Source organism: Methylobacterium sp. J-059 (assembly GCF_022829485.1).
Classification (GTDB): Bacteria; Pseudomonadota; Alphaproteobacteria; order Rhizobiales; family Beijerinckiaceae; genus Methylobacterium.
In genome coordinates, this window is the sequence record NZ_JAKSYA010000171.1 from 26,021 (window position 1) to 44,662 (window position 18,642).

Annotated in this window: 19 protein-coding genes; 13 read left to right on the forward strand and 6 right to left on the reverse strand. The window is 72.0% G+C overall.

Annotated features, from left to right (window positions below; translation table 11 throughout):
* Window positions 1-33: 33 nt before the first annotated feature.
* The 3 genes from MKK55_RS26390 to MKK55_RS26400 all read right to left on the reverse strand — a co-directional run bounded on the left by MKK55_RS26390 (window position 34) and on the right by MKK55_RS26400 (window position 1,784).
* A complete protein-coding gene (locus MKK55_RS26390) occupies window positions 34-714 on the reverse strand; it encodes a DUF1045 domain-containing protein (protein WP_243938520.1) in 681 nt (226 codons plus the stop codon).
* Window positions 715-795: 81 nt separating this feature from the next.
* Window positions 796-1,029 (reverse strand): hypothetical protein, encoded by a 234-nt coding sequence (locus MKK55_RS26395; RefSeq protein WP_147844746.1) that lies wholly within the window; start codon window positions 1,027-1,029, stop codon window positions 796-798.
* 77 nt (window positions 1,030-1,106) lie between these two features.
* The gene (locus MKK55_RS26400) at window positions 1,107-1,784 is read right to left on the reverse strand and encodes a cysteine hydrolase family protein (protein WP_243938120.1); all 678 of its coding nucleotides are present in this window, start codon (window positions 1,782-1,784) and stop codon (window positions 1,107-1,109) included.
* 360 nt (window positions 1,785-2,144) lie between these two features.
* Between MKK55_RS26400 and MKK55_RS26405 the strand changes: the two genes are divergently transcribed.
* The 6 genes from MKK55_RS26405 to MKK55_RS26430 all read left to right on the forward strand — a co-directional run bounded on the left by MKK55_RS26405 (window position 2,145) and on the right by MKK55_RS26430 (window position 9,449).
* A complete protein-coding gene (locus MKK55_RS26405) occupies window positions 2,145-3,149 on the forward strand; it encodes a hypothetical protein (protein WP_147729244.1) in 1,005 nt (334 codons plus the stop codon).
* A 49-nt stretch (window positions 3,150-3,198) separates the two neighbouring features.
* On the forward strand, window positions 3,199-4,581 hold the full coding sequence (locus tag MKK55_RS26410; RefSeq protein WP_147843786.1) for an 8-oxoguanine deaminase: 1,383 nt from the start codon (window positions 3,199-3,201) through the stop codon (window positions 4,579-4,581).
* Window positions 4,581-6,113 carry an ABC transporter ATP-binding protein gene (locus MKK55_RS26415; RefSeq protein WP_243938522.1) on the forward strand — a complete coding sequence of 511 codons (1,533 nt, stop codon included), beginning with the start codon at window positions 4,581-4,583 and terminating at the stop codon, window positions 6,111-6,113. The genes MKK55_RS26410 and MKK55_RS26415 overlap by 1 nt, the downstream gene beginning before the upstream one ends.
* A 189-nt stretch (window positions 6,114-6,302) precedes the next feature.
* Window positions 6,303-7,388: an ABC transporter permease gene (locus MKK55_RS26420; RefSeq protein WP_243938525.1), complete on the forward strand. Its 1,086-nt coding sequence runs from the start codon at window positions 6,303-6,305 to the stop codon at window positions 7,386-7,388.
* Window positions 7,389-7,415: 27 nt separating this feature from the next.
* Window positions 7,416-8,342: an ABC transporter permease gene (locus tag MKK55_RS26425; protein ID WP_243938527.1), complete on the forward strand. Its 927-nt coding sequence runs from the start codon at window positions 7,416-7,418 to the stop codon at window positions 8,340-8,342.
* Between the two features lie 48 nt (window positions 8,343-8,390).
* On the forward strand, window positions 8,391-9,449 hold the full coding sequence (locus MKK55_RS26430; RefSeq protein WP_147843782.1) for a BMP family ABC transporter substrate-binding protein: 1,059 nt from the start codon (window positions 8,391-8,393) through the stop codon (window positions 9,447-9,449).
* A 49-nt stretch (window positions 9,450-9,498) separates the two neighbouring features.
* On the opposite strand, the gene MKK55_RS26435 is transcribed toward MKK55_RS26430, so the two are convergent.
* The 3 genes from MKK55_RS26435 to uraD form a co-directional block, all read right to left on the reverse strand.
* The gene (locus MKK55_RS26435) at window positions 9,499-9,759 is read right to left on the reverse strand and encodes a hypothetical protein (RefSeq protein WP_243938529.1); all 261 of its coding nucleotides are present in this window, start codon (window positions 9,757-9,759) and stop codon (window positions 9,499-9,501) included.
* 39 nt (window positions 9,760-9,798) lie between these two features.
* Window positions 9,799-10,023, reverse strand: a complete 225-nt coding sequence (locus MKK55_RS26440) for a hypothetical protein (protein WP_243938532.1) — start codon at window positions 10,021-10,023, stop codon at window positions 9,799-9,801.
* Between the two features lie 83 nt (window positions 10,024-10,106).
* The gene (uraD, locus tag MKK55_RS26445; RefSeq protein WP_243938534.1) at window positions 10,107-10,991 is read right to left on the reverse strand and encodes a 2-oxo-4-hydroxy-4-carboxy-5-ureidoimidazoline decarboxylase; all 885 of its coding nucleotides are present in this window, start codon (window positions 10,989-10,991) and stop codon (window positions 10,107-10,109) included.
* Window positions 10,992-11,172: 181 nt separating this feature from the next.
* Here uraD and MKK55_RS26450 point away from each other — a divergent pair, with 181 nt between their 5' ends.
* The 7 genes from MKK55_RS26450 to MKK55_RS26480 all read left to right on the forward strand — a co-directional run bounded on the left by MKK55_RS26450 (window position 11,173) and on the right by MKK55_RS26480 (window position 18,641).
* Window positions 11,173-12,573, forward strand: a complete 1,401-nt coding sequence (locus tag MKK55_RS26450) for a nucleobase:cation symporter-2 family protein (protein ID WP_243938536.1) — start codon at window positions 11,173-11,175, stop codon at window positions 12,571-12,573.
* A gap of 79 nt (window positions 12,574-12,652) precedes the next feature.
* Complete coding sequence (gene pucL / locus MKK55_RS26455) at window positions 12,653-13,492, forward strand: factor-independent urate hydroxylase (RefSeq protein WP_243938105.1); 840 nt, start codon at window positions 12,653-12,655, stop codon at window positions 13,490-13,492.
* Window positions 13,493-13,795: 303 nt separating this feature from the next.
* Window positions 13,796-14,059 (forward strand): hypothetical protein, encoded by a 264-nt coding sequence (locus tag MKK55_RS26460; protein ID WP_147728710.1) that lies wholly within the window; start codon window positions 13,796-13,798, stop codon window positions 14,057-14,059.
* Between the two features lie 192 nt (window positions 14,060-14,251).
* Window positions 14,252-15,352 carry a BMP family ABC transporter substrate-binding protein gene (locus tag MKK55_RS26465; protein WP_147843347.1) on the forward strand — a complete coding sequence of 367 codons (1,101 nt, stop codon included), beginning with the start codon at window positions 14,252-14,254 and terminating at the stop codon, window positions 15,350-15,352.
* 139 nt (window positions 15,353-15,491) lie between these two features.
* Complete coding sequence (locus MKK55_RS26470) at window positions 15,492-16,649, forward strand: ABC transporter permease (RefSeq protein WP_243938103.1); 1,158 nt, start codon at window positions 15,492-15,494, stop codon at window positions 16,647-16,649.
* A 31-nt stretch (window positions 16,650-16,680) separates the two neighbouring features.
* On the forward strand, window positions 16,681-17,604 hold the full coding sequence (locus tag MKK55_RS26475) for an ABC transporter permease (protein WP_147728579.1): 924 nt from the start codon (window positions 16,681-16,683) through the stop codon (window positions 17,602-17,604).
* 8 nt (window positions 17,605-17,612) lie between these two features.
* Complete coding sequence (locus MKK55_RS26480; protein WP_243938538.1) at window positions 17,613-18,641, forward strand: formamidase; 1,029 nt, start codon at window positions 17,613-17,615, stop codon at window positions 18,639-18,641.
* The last annotated feature ends 1 nt before the right edge of the window (window position 18,642 follow it).

Consider the following 18,642-nt stretch of genomic DNA (forward strand, 5'->3'; position numbering starts at 1 on the left):
GCCGGGACCGCTCATCCACCCGATGAAGGGTGCTCAAGGCGAGGCCGGTGCAGGCCTGAACGGGATCCGGCGCAGGAGGCGGAACGGCGCCGCGCCGTCCTGGCGCAGCAGCGTGATCGCGTCGATCGTCAGCGACGTCGGCGGGCAGGCCGCCGCGAGGCGGGCGCGCCAGGTTTCGCGGGCGTCGCCGGCGAGGCGGCCGGTCAGGGTCATGTGGAAGCGGAAGGCCTCGAAGACGTGGGGATAGCCCCAGCGGTCGAGGAGCGCGCGGCCGCGCGCGTCGAGGCGCTCCGGCTGGCGGCGCGCCCGCTCCGCCGGGGTGAGGCCGGCCCGGAACGGGTCGAGGGCGGCGACGCACTCGGCCGCGAGCAGGCCGAGCCCGGGCGGCGGCGCGGTGGGCACCAGGGCGACGAAGTCCCCGAGCAGGGTCACCGCGAGGGGCCCGACCGCCAGGGGCGCGCGGGGCTGCGCCAGCGCCGCGCAGGCGGCGAGGAGGTCGCCCTCGGTCCGGCCAGCGGCGAGGCGCATCGGCGCCTTCAGCGTCGCGTGGAAGCCGTAGACCCGCGGCGCCGCGGTGACGGCGGCGAGCGCCGCGCGCGCGGCCGCGTCCCATCCGGGCAGGGGCGCATCGCCGAGGACCGCCTCGCCGAAGGCGGCGAGCGCCGATCCGGGCTCCGGCGTGACGTAGAGCGCGTAGCGTGTCGGGGCGTCCACCGGGGCACTCGCTTCGGGCGTGGATCGGTCACGGCCCGGCGCGGATAGAACCCGATCGCCCGCTCGGCAAGGCGCGGCCGCTCAGCCCCGCGGGATCGGGCGGTTGCGGCAGGCGGCGCGATATTGCTGCCGGCTCAGGCCGCGCATGTTGCGGCGGTCGGCTTCCTGGGTGCAGGCGATCTTGCGGTCGGCCTTGTTGAGGCTCTTCGTGCCGCTCGACGGGACGTCGGTCGGCGCGGGCGCGGTGTAGGATTGCGCGAGGCCCGACGTCGTCAGCAACGCGAGACACAGGGTGCTTGCCAAGACCGTACGCATCCAACGAACTCCTGCTCCATCAGTCGCGCTCGCCGGGCAATAACCGGGCCAAGCTTGGCGGCTCGGGGCGTGGTCGATCACGCGGTGCGGCCGGCGGCGATCGCGGCGACGACGCGGTGCGAATCCGACACCCATCCGAAGATGCCGCCCTGCGCCACGATCATCGCGAGGCCGGCCGCGTGGAAGGCCGGGATGTACGAGCCGCAGGCATCCGACACCACGAGGCAGCGGTAGCCGCGGTCGTTGGCCTCGCGCACGGTGGTGTGGACGCAGACCTCGGTGGTGACGCCGCAGACGAGCAGCGTGGCGACGCTGCGCGCGGCCAGGATCTCGGCCAGGTCGGTGGCGTAGAACGCGCCCTTGCCCGGCTTGTCGACCACCGGCTCGCCGGGAGCGGGCGCGAGGTCGGCGACGATGTCGTGGCCGGGCTCGCCGCGGATCAGGATGCGCCCCATCGGCCCGGGCGCGCCGATGCGGGCGGACGGCGTGCCGCGGGCGATCTTGGCGGCGGGCGCGTCCGACAGGTCGGGGCGATGCCCTTCGCGGGTGTGGACCACGAGGAGGCCGGCCCGCCGCGCCGCCGCCAGCAGCGCCTGCGCCGGCGGCACGGCGGCGGCGAGCAGCGAGACGTCGTTGCCGAGGCTCTCGCCGAAGCCGCCGGGCTCCAGGAAATCGCGCTGCATGTCGATGATCACCAGCGCCGTCGTCGCCAGGTCGATCGCCAGCGGGCCCGGCTCGGCATCCACGGTCACCATCGGCGCGAATCTCCCGTCCTGCGGCCGGCTCGGCGGCGCACGACGCGACGATGTCGGGCGATGGCGCGGAATGCATCCGCAAATACTGCCCGACATTGCTCGAATGTTGTGCGCATGCTGCCGACGTCATGGGCGGTGGCGCGTTCGTCGGCGGACGACGCGCCGCCGGAGGTGGGAGCCCGGCCGCCGCGTCGCGCGTTTCAGGGTCGCCGCCGCCGCACCCGTCGGAGCGGGCGCCTGCGCTCGGCCGGCAAACCTGTTGCCGAATTATGACTCGGCCGCCGCCTCTCGCCCAGGTGGCACGCGCTGGCATATCGGTTGCTGCCTGCTCACCGGATTTTCGGCACGGAGAGGGCAGACATGATCGCTCGGGGACTCGTTGCAGCGGCCATGTCGCTCGGTCTGGTGGGATACGGCGCGGCGGCCGATCTCGACGCGAAGAAGGACAAGGCGCCCGTCGAGGCGCCGGCCAAGGAAGCGCCGTTCTTCCTCTTCGCCGACACGCAGTTCAGCTATCGCTACCAGTTCCCGACCGTGTCGCCGGGCGTCCAGATCCAGAAGGCCGACGGCTCGTTCGTCAGCCGCGAGGCGCCCAAGCAGATCTACAACATCTCGCATGCCGACGCCTGGGCCTACGGCACGAACTTCTTCTCGCTCGACATCCTCAAGTCGGGGTCGCAATTCCCGGCCGGCACCACGAACCCGCCCGGCAGCGTCGGCGCGCCGTTCTTCGCCGATTACGGCAACACCGAAGCCTACGGCCTCTATCGCGGCACCCTGAGCCTCAACGCGCTGACCAACTCCAAGGCGTTCACGCTGCCGGGCATCGTCAAGGACATCTCCCTCGCCTTCGGCTTCGACGCGAACTCGCAGAACGACGCGTTCGGCTCGAAGAAGCGCGACGTGGTCGGCGGCCTCAACTTCTCCTTCGACGTGCCGGCCGGGTTCCTGAACCTGTCGGTCCACGCCTACAAGGAGTGGAACCGCAACGGCTTCAACCTGCAGCCCGATCGCGACCAGAGCTTCGACGTGGTGCCTGAATTCGAGGTGGTCTACAATTTCCCCCTCGCCTTCACCAACCTGCCGCTGAGCCTGACCGGCTTCAACAACATCGTGCTGCCCAAGGGCCGCGGCGTGCAGAACGTGGCCGACTTCGCCTTCAACCCGAAGCGCGGCCTCGAATTCCTGTCGCGCACCAACCTGGTGCTCGACGTGGGCAAGCTGATCTACGACCAGCCCAACAAGGTCGACGCCTTCATCGGCTTCCAGTACTGGCTGAACAAGTTCGGCAACGTCGAGACGGCGACGTTCAAGGGCACGGAAGAGAAGAGCTTCCTCGCCGGCGTCGCGTTCCACATCTTCTGATCGCCGGTTGGATCGCCGATCGCACGACCGTGACGGGATGGGAGACGGCATGACGGGATCCGACGCCAGGCCCCGAGGGGACGAAACGCTCCGGCGCCTGTGGATTCGCAATCCGCTGGCGATCCTCGCCGAGGGCGCCGGCGGCGGCATCGTGGTCGAGGGCAGCCGCATCGTCGAGCGCGTGGCGGCCGGCGCGCAGCCCGCCGCGCCGGTGGACGAGACCTTCGACGCGTCGCGCCACGTCGTCATCCCCGGGCTGATCAACACCCACCACCACTTCTTCCAGACGCTGACGCGGGCCCACCCGCTGGCGATCAACAAGCCGCTGTTCCCGTGGCTGAAGGCGCTCTACACGGTCTGGGACAAGATCACCCCCGATGCGTTCCGGCTCGCGACGCGGCTCGCCTACACCGAGCTGCTGCTCTCCGGCTGCACCACGGCGGGGGACCACCACTACCTCTACCCGAAGGGGCTCGAGGATTCCGTCGACGTGCAGGTCGACGAGGCGCGCAGCCTCGGCATCCGTGCCTTCGTCACCCGCGGCTCGATGAGCCTGTCGGAGAAGGACGGCGGCCTGCCGCCCGAATGCCTGACGCAGGACGACGACACCATCCTCGCCGACAGCGAGCGGGTGCTGAACCTGTTCCACGACGCGAAGCCCGGCGCGATGGTGCGGATCGGGCTGGCGCCGTGCTCGCCCTTCAACGTCACCAAGCGGCTGATGCGCGAGAGCGCGGCGCTCGCCGACCGCCACGACTGCCAGCTCCACACCCATCTCGGCGAGACGCTGGACGAGGACGCCTACTGCCTGGAGATGTTCGGCCAGCGGCCGGTCGACTACCTCGAGGAGGTCGGCTGGATGAGCCCGCGGGCCTGGCTCGCGCACGGCATCCACTTCAACGACGACGAGGTGCGCCGGCTCGGCAAGGCCGGCGTCGGCGTCTGCCACTGCCCGACCTCGAACATGACGCTGGCCTCGGGCCAGTGCCGCACCTGCGAGCTGGAGGCGGCGGGCGCGCCGGTGGGCCTCGGCGTCGACGGCTCGGCCTCGAACGACAGCTCCAACCTGATGGAGGGCGTGCGCCACGCCCTGATGATCAACCGCCTGACCTACGGCGCCGAAGCGGTGACGCATCTCGACGCCCTGCGCTGGGCGACCGAGGGCTCGGCCCGCTGCCTCGGGCGCGACGACATCGGCCGGATCGAGCCGGGCCGCGAGGCCGACCTTGCGCTGTTCACCCTCGACGCGCTGCGCTTCTCCGGCGCGCACGATCCGCTGGCCGCGCTCGTGCTGTGCGGCGCGCACCGCGCCGACCGGGTGATGGTCGCGGGCCGGTGGCGGGTGGTCGACGGAAACCCCGTCGGCATGGACACGCGGAAGCTGCGCGAGGACCACGGCCGGCTCGCCCTCAGCCTCCTCGGCGGCGCCTGATGGCGGCCGTGCCGTCGCCCGCCGCCGGCACCGCGCCGCTCTACGGGGCCTACGGCATCGTCAAGCGCTTCGGCGACTTCAAGGCCAACGACGGCGTCGACCTCGAGATCCGCGCCGGCGAGATCCACGCGCTGCTCGGCGAGAACGGCGCCGGCAAGTCGACCCTGATGAAGATCCTCTACGGGCTGCTGGAGCCGACGGAGGGCGTCGTCACCCACAAGGGCGACATCGTGCAGCTGCCCGACCCCGAGGCGGCGCGCGCCATCGGCATCGGGATGGTGTTCCAGCACTTCTCGCTCTGCGAGAACCTGACGGTGGCCGAGAACATCGCCCTTGTCATGCCGAAGACCCTCTCGGGCAGGGCGCTCGCCGAGCGGATCGCCGCGCTCGGGGCGGCCTACGGCCTGCACCTCGATCCCGCCCGGCCGGTCTGGTCGCTCTCGGCCGGGGAGCGCCAGCGCATCGAGATCGTGCGCTGCCTGCTGCAGGACCCGCGCCTCGTCATCCTCGACGAGCCGACCTCGGTGCTGACGCCGGGCGAGGCGGAGCAGCTGTTCTCGGTGCTGGAGCGGCTGCGCGACGAGGGCCGGGCGCTGCTCTACATCTCGCACCGGCTCGACGAGGTGCGGCGCCTGTGCACCCGCGCCACCATCCTGCGCCACGGGCGCGTCGTCGGCGCCTGCGATCCGCAGGGGGAGAGCGCCCGCTCGCTCGCGGCCCTGATGGTCGGGGCGCAGGTCGGCGCGGTGACCGGCCGCGCCGGCGCCGCGCTCGGCCCGCCGCGCCTCGTCCTCGATCGCCTGTCCCTGCCGGCGCCCGGCCTGCACGGCACCGCGCTCGCCGACATCCGCCTCACCGTCCGGGGCGGCGAGATCCTCGGCGTGGCCGGCGTCGCCGGCAACGGGCAGGCGGAGTTCTTCTCCGCGCTCTCCGGCGAGACCGCCGCGGCGCGGGCCGAGGCGGTCGTCGTCGACGGCGCGGCCGTCGGGCGGCTCGACATCAACGCGCGGCGCCGGCGCGGCGCGGCCTTCGTGCCCGAGGAGCGCAACGGCCACGCGGCCGCCCCGGGCATGAGCCTGTCCGAGAACGCGGTGCTCTCGCGCCACGCCACCGCGCCGCTCGCGCGCTTCGGCCTGCTCCGGCGCGGGGCGGCACGCGCGCTCGCGGCCGCCGTGATCGCGGCCTTCGACGTGCGCAAGGCCGGCCCTGACCCCGCCGCCGGCACCCTGTCGGGCGGGAACCTGCAGAAGTTCGTCGTCGGGCGCGAGATCCAGGCGGAGCCCGGCGTGCTGGTGGTCAACCAGCCGACCTGGGGCGTCGACGCCTCGGCCGCCGCCCGCATCCGCCAGGCGCTGATCGATCTCGCCGCCCGCGGCGCCGCGCTGCTGGTGATCAGCCAGGACCTCGACGAGCTGTTCGAGATCGCGAGCCGGATCGCGGTGCTGCATTCCGGCACCCTCTCCGAGCCGGTCCCGGCGGGCGAGACGACCCGCGAGGCGGTGGGCTTGCTGATGGGCGGATCGCATGCGTGAAGCTGCGGCGTTCTTCCCTCCCCCTGAAGCGGGGGAGGGTACCCTGCGCAGCAGGGGGGGAGAGGGGAGCGCCGCGTCCGGCACCGTCGCTCCCCTCTCCCGACCCTCGCTGACGCGAGGCCCGCCCTCCCCCGCAGAGGGGGGAGGGAGGAGCCGCCCGCGATTCTTTCCGACTGTTCAGAGCCTCCCATGCGCCTCGATCTGAGCCCGCGCGCCCGGCGTTCGGCCGTGCTCTCGGCGCTGTCGCCGGTCATCGCCTTCGCCGGCGCCGTGCTCGTCGGCGGGATCGCGGTGGCTTTGCTCGGCGTCGCGCCGGGGGCCGCGTTCACGACCTACTTCGTCATCCCGCTGAGCGAGGTGTGGTCGCTGCAGGAGGTGGCGCTGAAGGCGGCGCCGCTGGCGCTGGTCGCCACGGGGCTGGCCTTCTGCTTCCGGGCGAGCCTGTGGAACATCGGCGCCGAGGGCCAGTTCGTGGTCGGCGGCCTGGCCGGCGGCTGGATCGGCGTCGCGACGCAAGGGGCGGAGGGCTTCACGGCCTGGATCCTGCCGACGATGCTGGCCGCCGGCACGCTGGCGGGCCTCGCCTACGCGATGCTCCCGGCGCTCCTGAAGGTCCGCCTCGGCGTTTCGGAGATCCTGACCAGCCTGATGCTGGTCTACGTCGCGGAGCTGCTGCTCGACTACATGGCCCGCGGGCCGTTGCGCGATCCGGCGGGCTTCAACTTCCCGCAGAGCGTGCCGTTCGATCCGGCGGCGCGGCTGCCCTACCTGATGGAGGGCGACACGCTGCATGCCGGCGTGCTGATCGCGCTCGCTGCCGTGATCGTCGCGACGCTCGTCCTCGCCCGGACGCTGTTCGGCTTCGAGGTCCGCGTCGTCGGCGCCGCGCCGCGCGCGGCGCGGTTCGCGGGCTTCAGCGACGCCCGCCTGACGCTCGCCGTCTTCGCGATCTCGGGGGCGGCGGCTGGGCTCGCCGGCATCTGCGAGGTGGCCGGCAAGATCGGCCAGCTGCAGCCGACGATCTCGCCGGGCTACGGCTTCACCGCGATCATCGTCGCTTTCCTCGGGCGGCTGTCCCCCCCGGGAATCCTGGTCGCCGCCGGGGTGATCGCGCTGACCACGATCGGCGGCGAGTCGGCCCAGATCGACCTGAAGCTGCCGCTCGACCTCACCCGCGCGTTCCAGGGGCTGCTGCTCGCCTTCGTGCTCGGGGCGGACGTGCTCGCCCGCTACCGCGTCCGGCTCGTGCCGGGCGGCCCCCGGCGGACCGCGTGAGGCGCCGGGCATGGTGAGAAGGCGGCCATGACCCTCGACATCGTCCAGATGGTGCTCGTCACCGTGCTGACCGCGGCCACGCCCCTGATCCTGGCCGCGATCGGCGAGCTGGTGGCGGAGCGCTCCGGGGTGCTCAACCTCGGCACCGAGGGAATGATGGTGCTCGGCGCCGCCGCCGGCTTCGCGGTCGCCACCGAGACGGGCTCGACGCTCGCCGGCGCGCTCGGCGGCGCCGGCGCCGGGCTCGCGCTGTCGGGGCTGTTCGCGATCCTCACGGTCGGGCTCGCCGCCAACCAGGTCGCCTCGGGCCTCGCCCTGACGATCCTCGGCCTCGGGCTCTCGGGCCTTGTCGGCACCGGCTACGTCGGGATGAAGCGCGATCCGGCGCCCCACCTCCACGTGGCGGGGCTGAGCGACCTGCCGGTCGTCGGCGACCTGCTCTTCGGGCAGGACGCCTTCGTCTACGTCGCGGTCGCCCTGGTGCTCGGGGTGTGGTGGTTCCTCGGCCGGAGCCGCGCCGGGCTGGTGCTGCGCGCCATCGGCGACGACCACACCGCGACGCACGCGCTCGGCCTGCCGGTGCGCAAGGTCCGCGTCCTCGCGGTCCTGTTCGGCGGCGCCTGCGCCGGGCTCGCCGGCGCCTACCTGTCGCTCGCCTACACCCCGTTCTGGTCGCCGGGGATGACCGCCGGGCGCGGCTGGATCGCCCTGGCGCTGGTGGTGTTCGCCTCGTGGCGCCCGCTGCGGGTGGCCGCCGGGGCGCTGCTGTTCGGCGGCGCGACGGTGCTCCAGCTCCACGCCCAGGCCGCGGGCCTCGGCCTGCCGGGGCAGGCGCTGTCGGCGCTGCCCTACGTTGCGACGATCCTGGCCCTGGTCTTGCTGTCCCTCGGGCGGCGCCAGGGCGGCTCGCTGGCGCCCGCCGCCCTGGGCCGCGAATTCACGCCCCACCGCTAGAAGGCGGGGGCCATGTTGGGGGTATCGACCTTGGGGACATCGACGACCATGCGGACGATCACCGGCGCCATCCTGGCGGCTCTTCTGCTCGCACCCGCCGCGCGGGCCGACGACAAGCTCAAGGTCGGCTTCGTCTATGTCGGCCCGGTGGCCGATTACGGCTATTCCTACCAGCACGACCTCAGCCGCAAGGCGCTCGAGGCGGCGATGCCCGGCAAGGTCGAGACCACGTTTCTCGAGAGCGTGCCCGAGGCCGACAGCGAGCGCTCGATCGAGAAGCTGGCGCGCTCGGGCGCCAAGCTGATCTTCACCACCTCGTTCGGCTTCATGGAGCCGACCCTGAAGGTCGCCAAGAAATTCCCCACCGTGAAGTTCGAGCACGCCACGGGATACAAGCGCAGCGCCAACGTCTCGACCTACTCGGCCCGCTTCTACGAGGGCCGCTACGTCTGCGGGAAGATCGCCGGCACGCTCTCGAAGTCCGGCACGGTCGGCTACATCGCCTCGTTCCCGATCCCCGAGGTGGTGAGCGGCATCAACGCCTTCATGCTGGGCGCGCAGTCGGTGAACCCCAACGTCAAGCTCAAGATCGTCTGGGTGAACACCTGGTTCGACCCGGGCAAGGAGGCGGAGGCCGCCAAGGCCCTGCTCGCGCAGGGCGCCGACATCCTGACCCAGCACACCGATTCCGCGGCCCCGCTGCAGGAGGCCGAGAAGGCCGGCAAGCTCGCCTTCGGCCAGTCCTCGGACCAGTTCCGCTTCGCCCCGAAGGCGCAGCTGACCTCGATCACCGACGACTGGGACGGCTACGTGATCGGCGAGGCCAAGGCGGTGCTCGACGGCTCGTGGAAGAGCCACGACACCTGGGGCGGCATCAAGGACGGCATGGTCGTGCTCGCGCCCTTCACCAACATGCCGGACAACGTGAAGGCGATGGCCGAGGAGACCAAGGCCGGCATCGCGTCGGGCAAGGTCCACCCCTTCGCCGGCCCGGTGACGAAGCAGGACGGCACGGTCGCGGTGAAGGCGGGCGAGGACGCGCCCGACCCGATGATCCTCGGCATGAACTGGTACGTGAAGGGCATCGACGACAAGCTGCCGCAGTAGCGGGCCGCCGTCTCCGGCGCGCGAGCGGGGGGCCGCCCGCGCGTCCGGTTCAGTAGCGGGGCTGCGGCGGCACGTCGTCCCGGCGCGGCGGCGCCTCCGTCGTGACGTCGCCCGCCGGCGGCGGAACCGCCACCGCGTCGCCGTCGCGGACGGCGTTCATCTCGTTCTGCGGGCCCGCGCGGCCTTCGGTGCCGCCGGGCGCCGTCGCGGGGTCGAGCCCCGCAGGGGCGCCCGTCGACTGGGCGAAGGCGGAGCCGCCGAGGCCGAGGCCGGCGGCGAGGGTCAGGGCCGTGAGGGTGGCGAGGCGCATCGATGGGTTCTCCGTGATCGCGTGAGGGGCGCGGGCGGCTCAGCGCCGGTGGCGGCGGTGGTGGCGCATCCGGCGCCGGCCGTAGGCGTCGCCGCTGCGGATCGCCTCCATCCGGTTGCGCGCCCCGGCCTTGCCGACCGTGCCGCCCGGGGCGGTCGCGGCGACGCGCCCGGCGGGGGCGCCGACGGACTGGGCCGAGGCCGCGCCGGCCAGGCCGCAGCCGAGGCAGAGCGAGAGGATCAGGACTTGGGCGGAACGCAGCATGGCGGCTCCTCGTGGGATCTGCGCCGACAACGCGCGAACCCCGCCGCGGTGCGCCCCAGGAAGACGATTTTCCGCGGTGCGGCTCAACTTCCGCGATAGGTCTGGAAGCTCCACGGCGTCGCCACCAGCGGCACGTGGTAGTGCCCCTCCGGCTCCGCGACGCCGAAGCGCAGCGGAACGACGTCGAGGAAGGCCGGCTCGGCGAGCGAAAGCCCGAGCCGGCGGTAATGGTCGCCGAGGGCGAAGCGCAGCTCGTAGACCGCGATCGGCACCGGCCGGCCGCCGACGAGCGGCGCGTCGGTGCGCCCGTCGGCATTGGTCACGGCCCGCGCCACCAGGGCCGTCTCGGTCTCCGAGACGATCTCGTGGAGGCTCACCGCGACGCCGGCCGCCGGGCGCCCGCTCACCGTATCGAGCACGTGCGTCGAGATCCGCCCCGTCGTCCTGAGCGGCCCCTCGCCGGAGACCAGCGCGTTCAGGCGGATCGCGGCGATGCGGAGGACCTCGGCCTCGGCGGTCCGCCGCTCGGTCGCGGCGTCGGAGTCGAGACGCGCCGCGAAGGCGGAGAGCAGCGCGGCGCGCCCGTGCCGCTTGACGCACAGGATGAAGGGCAGGCAGAATTTCGCGCGGTAGGCCCCGTTGAGCGCTTCGAAGCGCGCGTATTCCGCGTCCGACATCCGGTCGAGCCCGGCCGCCGCCTGCTCGGCGATCGAATCGGGGGCGATGGCGCCGTCGCGCGCCGCGCGGCCCGCCAGCTCGGGATGGCCCGCCAGCAGCGCGAGGCGCGCCGTGTCGGGCGCCGTCTCCACCGCGGCGCGCATCGCGCCGTACAGCGCCTCGACGGTGGCGAAGGGCCGTGCGGCGGCCGCCCGCTGCGCCACCCAGGGCGCGTGCTCGAACACCGCGCCGAGGGCGGCGACGAAGTCGGCCTCCGCCATCGCGTTCAGGTCGGCCAGGGGAATCGTCATCGGGCCTCGCGCGTCGGGTCTCGCGGCCGAGGGTAGCAGGCAACGGGCCAAGCGGCGCGTCCGTCGGGCGGGTCGGCCGCGCGATCGCCCGCCCCTGCGGGGCCTGCGCTGGCACATGCCTTGCGCGAGGATCTGTCCTCGGCAGCCGGACCGATCCGGCGGCCTGCTGGAGCGTTCGCCGATGTCGAGCACGGCCCACCCGGATGTCCTGCCTGAGAGCGGTCCGGTGCCGCTCGGGCCCGCCACCGCGCCGGTCGCCCGGGTCGGCGCCCTCGCGCTCGGTCTCCTCGGCCTCCAGCACGTGCTGGTGATGTATGCCGGCGCCGTCGCCGTGCCGCTGATCGTCGGGCGCGCCCTGAAGCTGGCGCCGGAGCAGGTGGCGATGCTGGTGAGCGCCGACCTGTTCGCCGGCGGCCTCGCCACCCTGGTGCAGAGCTGGGGCCTGCCCGGCATCGGCATCCGCATGCCGGTGATGATGGGCGTGACCTTCGCCGCCGTCACGCCGATGATCGCCATGGGCGCGAGCCCGGAGATCGGGCTCACCGGCATCTACGGCGCGGTGATCGCCGCCGGGCTGTTCGCGTTCCTGGTGGCGCCGCTCGTCGGGCGGCTGCTGCCGCTGTTCCCGCCGGTGGTCACCGGCACGATCATCCTCGTCATCGGCATCTCGCTGATGCGCGTCGGCGTGAACTGGGCGGCCGGCGGGGTCGGCAACCCGAGCTACGGCGCGCCGGTCTTCCTCGGGATCGCCGCCTTCGTGCTCTGCGTGATCCTGGCGATCACCCGCTACGGCACCAGCTTCGTCGCCTCCGCCTCGGTGCTGATCGGGATCGTCGTCGGCACGCTCGTGGCCGGCGTCTTCGGGCTGGTCGACCTCTCGCACGTGGCCGCCGCCGGGTGGTTCGACGTGGTGCGCCCCTTCGCCTTCGGGCTGCCGACCTTCGATCCGGTCTCGGTGGTGACGCTGTGCATCGTGATGATCGTGGTGATGATCGAGTCGACCGGCATGTTCCTGGCGCTCGCCGAGATCTGCGCCGACCCGGTCGACGAGAGGCGCCTGACCAAGGGCCTGCGCGGCGACGGGCTCGGCACGATCATCGGCGGCGTGTTCAACACGTTTCCCTACACCTCGTTCTCGCAGAACATCGGCCTCGTCGGCGTCACCGGCGTGCGCACCCGCTACGTCGCCGTGGTCGGCGGCGTGATCATGCTCGGGCTCGGGTTGATCCCGAAGCTCGCCGCCCTGGTCGAGGCGGTGCCGCAATGCGTGCTCGGCGGCGCCGGCCTCGTGATGTTCGGCATGGTCGGCGCCACCGGGGCGCGCATCCTCGGCGCGGTCGACTTCGCCCGCAACCGCAACAACCTGTTCATCGTCGCGGTCTCGGTCGGCTTCGGGATGATCCCGCTCGTCGCGCCGAACTTCTTCAAGCAGATGCCGCACGCGCTGCATCCGCTGCTCGAATCCGGCATCCTGCTCTGCGCGATCGCCGCGGTGGTCCTCAACCTGTTCTTCAACGGCCTCGGCAGCACGGCCGACGCCCGCGACGCGGCCCTGCGCCAGGCCGCGGCCTCCGAGCACTGACGCCCGTCGCGGGATCGCGTCCGTCCGCGCGATCCGGCGAAGACGCTCCGACGAACCTCCACCCGAACCGGAGACCTCCATGCCGCTCATCGCCTCGACCTACGGCAAGGGCCGCGTCCGGGTCATGCGGTTGACCCGCGAGGGCGACCACCACACCCCGCGCGAGCTCACCCTCACCGTGCTGATGAAGGGCGCCTTCGACGCCGCCTGGACCGCGGGCGACAACCGCGCCTGCGTCGCCACCGACAGCGTCAAGAACATCGTCAACGTCACCGCGGCCAAGAACCTGTCCCTCGACAAGGAAGCCTTCGTCGAGGCGGTCGCGGCGGTGTTCCTCGACACCTATCCCCAGATCGAGGAGGTCACGATCGAGGGGCTGGAGACGCGCTGGCTCCGCTACGCCGTCGCGGGCGAGCCGCACGGCCACACCTTCACGCTGGACGCCAACGGCACCGGCTTCGTCCGGCTCGTCGCGAGCCGGGGCGCGCGCGCGCTGCAATCGGGCCTGCGCAACTTCACCTTCATGAAGACCACGCAATCGGGCTGGTCCGACTTCGTCGACGACGGCTACCGCACCCTGCCCGACACCACCGACCGCATCGCCGCCACCGCCATGGACGCGACCTGGACCTGGACGCGGCCGCCGGCCGATTACGCCGCCGCCAACGCCGACATCCTCACCCACCTGCTCACCGTGTTCGGCACCACCTACAGCCTTGGCGTGCAGGACAGCATGTACCGGATGGGCGAGACGGTGCTGGCCGCGATTCCCGAGGTCGGCGAGATCGGGTTCGCCATGCCGAACAAGCACTACATCCCGATCAACCTGGCGCCGTTCGGGCTTGCGAACGCCAACACCGTGTTCCTGCCGACCGACGAGCCGCACGGGCAGATCGTGGCGACCATCGGCCGGGGCTAGCCCGGCACCCGCAGCGACGGGCCGGGTGCCGAACCGCACGCTCCGCGAAAGAAGCGTGCCAGATGCCGAATAACAGGGCAGCGGCGACCGATTGCTCTGTTAAGTATTTGATTTAATGCGCCTTTTAATCTTAGAGTTCGGCCGGGCCGGCCCGTTCGATCCGCCCGCGGCGGGTATTCCCTGGAAATCAGGCTAAAACTTCAGCATTCACGGCCCTTTCCAAAGGCAGGTCTGGTGAAAATCTAGGTCCGAGAGCGTCGGCGACCACGGGGTCGCCGACCGATCGAACCTCGGATGCCTCCCATGACCGCACGCCTGATCCTCGCCGCCTCCCTCGGGCTCGCCCTGTCCACCACCGCCTTCGCCCAGAGCTACAACGCGCCCGCCGGCATCCCGCCCGCGCTCGCGCCCGGCGGCCTCGAAGGCCGCGCCGCCATCCCGAACGCCCTCGATGCCGCGGGCCGCACCCCGCGTGGCGACGCGCGGAGCGTCTACGGGGTCGACGACGGCCTCGTCACCGGTTCGCTGCGCGACGGCCGCGACGCGCGGGCCTATCGCAGCCGCTGAGGTCGGTCCGAACGCCGCCACGAGCTTTGCCGAAAAGATTCGCAGTGGCAGGACTGATTTTAGGCGCCTGATCCAGGTCGATCAGGCGTCGCGTTGAGCCGCAACGACGCCGACGATGCCGAAAATCTCGGCTTCGCCGGTGTTGCGGCCAAGCCTAGACTTCGCCCCGCATTCGGGACGGAGCAGACGGCCTTGGCAGATCATTCGCTTTCGCGCAGGCACCTCCTCGGGGGCGCCGCCGCGCTCGCGCTGACGCCCCTCTCGCGGGCGCGCGCCGCCGGCACGCTCACCGCCGGCTTCATCTATGTCGGGCCGAAGGACGATTACGGCTACAACCAGGCCCACGCCCTCGCCGCGAAGGCCCTGAAGGGCATGCCCGGCCTGGAGGTCACGGAGGAGGAGCGCGTCCCCGAGACCAACGCGGTCGAGAAGACCATGGAGAGCATGATCAACCTCGACGGGGCGACGCTGCTGCTCCCGACCTCGTTCGGCTACTACAGCCCCTACATGGTCGCCGAGGCCAAGAAGAACCCCAAGATCCAGTTCCGGCACTGCGGCGGCCTGTGGACCGACAAGGACCCGAAGAACGCCGGCTCCTACTTCGGCTACATCGCGCAGGGGCAGTACCTCAACGGCATCGCCGCCGGGCACGCCACCAAGTCGAAGAAGCTCGGCTTCGTCGCCGCCAAGCCGATCCCGCAGGTCCTCAACAACATCAACGCCTTCCTGCTCGGCGCGCAGAGCGTCGACCCGTCGATCACCTGCCAGGTGATCTTCACCGGCGAGTGGTCGCTCGCGGTCAAGGAGGCCGAGGCCACGAACGCGCTGATCGACGGCGGCGCCGACGTCGTCACCTGCCACGTCGACAGCCCGAAGGTGACGGTGGAGACCGCCGCCCGCCGGGGCGCCTTCGTCTGCGGCTACCACGTCGACCAGTCGCCGCTGGCGCCGCAGAAGTACCTCACCGGGGCGGAGTGGAACTGGCTGCCGATCTACAAGGGCTTCGTCGAGGCGATGCAGGCCGGCAAGGTGCCGGAGAACTTCGTCCGCGGCGGCCTCGCCGACGGCTACGTCAAGATGAGCCCCTACGGCCCGGGCGTCAGCGACGCGGCGCGCAAGAACGCGGACGCGGTCAAGGCCGAGATGATGAAGGGCGGCTACCAGATCATCAAGGGACCGCTCAAGGACAATGCCGGCAAGGAGATCCTCGCCGCCGGAAAGGGCTACCCCGAGAAGGCGGCCGAGCTGGAAAGCACGAACTACCTGGTCGCGGGCGTGAAGGGCTCGGTCTGAGGCACGGTTCGACGCTCTCCCTCCCCCCGCAGAGGGGGGAGGGAAGGGGCGGCGAAGGCTTGCACCGGCCCGGTTGCGGGGCTGGCACGCTTCCTGCCGCACGCGTCGCAGGATGGTGGAACCGGTTCGGAGGTGCGGGATGGTCGCGGACGCCGCTGTGGCACCGGTCGAGACGGCGGATCCGCCGGCGCGCGGCCTTCAGGCCCGGGCCTGGCTGGCGCGGCGCTCGGAGGCGTTCCTGATCCCGGTCGGCGCGGCGCTCGCGGGCTTCGTCCTGTTCGGGCTGTTCCTGGCGGCTTTGGGCAAGTCGCCGCTCCAGTTCGTCGACATCGTCTATCGCGGCGGCTTCGGCTCGTCCTTCGCGCTCGGCAACAGCCTGCAGCGCGCCGCACCCCTGCTGTTCGCCGCGCTCTGCGTCGCGTTGCCCGCCCGCCTCGGCCTCGTGGTGATCGGCGGGGAGGGGGCGATCGTGCTGGGCGGCCTCAGCGCCGCCGCCGCGGCCCAGCCGCTGGCCGCCCTTCCGCCCGGTCTCGCGATCCCCTTGATGGCGCTCGCCGCGGCGCTGGTCGGCGCGGTCTGGATCGGCGCCGTCGGGTTTCTGCAGGCCTATCGCGGCGTCAACGCCACGATCTCGAGCCTGCTGCTGTCCTACATCGCCATCGCGCTCTCCAACCACCTGATCGAGGGCTGGCTGCGCGATCCGGCGAGCCTCAACAAGCCCTCGACGCTGCCCGTCGGCGACGCCTTCATGCTCGCGCCGATGCCGGGGATCGGGGTGCATTGGGGCCTCGGCGTCGGCGTCCTATCCTGCCTCGTCGCCTACGTGCTGATGGACCGCACGACGCTGGGCTTCGCCGCGCGGATCGCCGGCGGCAACGTGCGCGCGGCGCAGATCCAGGGTCTGCCGGTCGGGCGGCTGATCGTCGGCTTCACCGCCCTCGGCGGCGCCTTCGCGGCGCTCGCCGGGTTCTTCGAGGTGGTCGCGGTTCAGGGCACCGCCAACGGCACGCTGGCCGCCGGCTACGGCTACACCGGCATCCTCGTCGCCTTCCTCGCCCGCCAGAACCCGATCGCGATCATGCCGGTCGCGTTCCTGCTCGGCGGGATCGAGGCGTCGAGCGGGCTGATCCAGCGCCGGATGCAGCTGCCCGACGCCACCGTGCTGGTGCTGGAGGGGCTGCTGTTCCTCGTGGTGCTCGCTAGCGAGACGCTCTACGGGCGCCTGCACCTGTTCAGCCCGCACCTGTGGGCCACCAAGCGCGCCGCCGCCGCGCTGCCGGCGGGAGCGCCCGCATGAGCGCCCGCATGAGCGCGGCGGAGGGCGGGCGATGAGCGGCGATCTCGGGCTCTGGAGCGTCCTGATCGCGGTGGTCGGCGGCGCGATCCGCGTCTCGACGCCGTTCCTGTTCGTCAGCCTCGGCGAGACCATCACCGAGCGCTCGGGGCGGATCAACCTCGGCCTCGAGGGCACCCTCGTGTTCGGCGCGATGTCGGCCTACGCCACCGCGGTGCTCACCGGCTCGCCCTGGGCCGGCGTCGCGGTGGCGGGGCTCGCCGGCGGTGCCTTCGGGCTTCTGCACGGGTTCGTCTGCCGCCTGCCGCGGGTCAACGACGTGGCGGTCGGCATCGCCCTGATGCTGTTCGGCACCGGGCTGGCCTTCTTCTTCGGCAAGGCCTTCATCCAGCCCTCGGCGCCGCCGCTTCCGGCGATCCCGTTCGGGTTCTGGTCGGACGTGCCGCAGATCCAGGCGGCGCTGCGCGTCAACGTGCTGTTCCTCGTCGGCGCCGCGCTCGCGGTGTTCCTGTGGTGGGCGTTCCGCAACACCAAGGCCGGGCTGATCGTGCGCGTCGTCGGCGACAGCGCCGACGCGGCGCGTGCCATGGGCTACGACGTCGACCGCGTGAGGCTCTTCGCGACCGCCGCCGGCGGCGTGCTCGCCGGGATCGGCGGCGCCTACCTGTCGCTGTACTATCCGGGCTCGTGGAACGAGGGGATCTCCTCGGGCCAGGGGCTGATGGCGGTGGCGCTGGTGATCTTCGCCCGCTGGAACCCGCTTGCGTGCTTCGCGGCCGCCCTGCTGTTCGGCGGCGCCGGGGCGCTCGGGCCGGCGCTGCAATCGGTCGGCGTCACGCAGGGCTACTACCTGTACTACGCCGCACCCTACGTCCTCACCCTGGCCCTGCTGATCGCCACCTCGTCGCCCGACCGGGCGCTGGCCGGCGCGCCGGGCGAGCTCTCCCTCTCGAAATAAGGTTTCGCATGAACGGTCTCGGTGGGCTGAACAAATCCCCGAACGGCGTCGTCGTCGGCCTCGTCCAGCTGAAGCTGCCGAAGGTCGAGACGCCGGCCGACCTGGGCGCGCAGGCCGACCGGGTCGTCGCGATGGTCGCCAAGGCGCGGGCCAACATGGCGAGCATGGATCTCGTGGTGTTTCCCGAATACGCGCTCCACGGCCTGTCGATGGACACCCGGCCGGAGCTGATGTGCCGGATGGACGGGCCGGAGGTCGCCGCCTTCCGCAAGGCCTGCGTCGACAACCGGATCTGGGGCTGCTTCTCCATCATGGAGCTCAACCCGCACGGCGCGCCCTACAACACCGGCCTGATCATCGACGATGCCGGCGACGTGAAGCTGTACTATCGCAAGATGCACCCCTGGGTGCCGGTGGAGCCGTGGGAGCCCGGCGACCTCGGCATCCCGGTGATCGACGGGCCGAAGGGCGCCAAGCTCGCCCTGATCATCTGCCACGACGGGATGTTCCCGGAGATGGCGCGCGAATGCGCCTACAAGGGCGCCGAGATCATGATCCGCACGGCCGGCTACACCGCGCCGATCCGCGAATCCTGGCGCTTCACCAACCAGTCGAACGCCTTCTGCAACCTGATGGTCACCGCCAACGTCTGCCTGTGCGGCTCGGACGGCACCTTCGACTCGATGGGCGAGGGCATGGTCTGCAACTTCGACGGGGCGATCCTCGCCCACGGCACCACCGGCCGCGTCGACGAGATCATCACCGCCGAGGTCCGGCCCGACCTCGTGCGCGAGGCGCGGATCCACTGGGGCGTCGAGAACAACATCTACCAGCTCGGCCACCGCGGCTGCACGGCGGTGAAGGGCGGCGCGCAGGACTGCCCCTACACCTACATGCACGACCTCGCCGCCGGCCGGTACAGGCTGCCGTGGGAGGATCAGGTGAAGGTCGTGGACGGCACGTCCTGCGGCTTCGTCGCGCCGACCCGCTCCTACGGCGCCGGCCAGGCGCCGGCCGCGCGTGAGGCGGCGGAGTGAG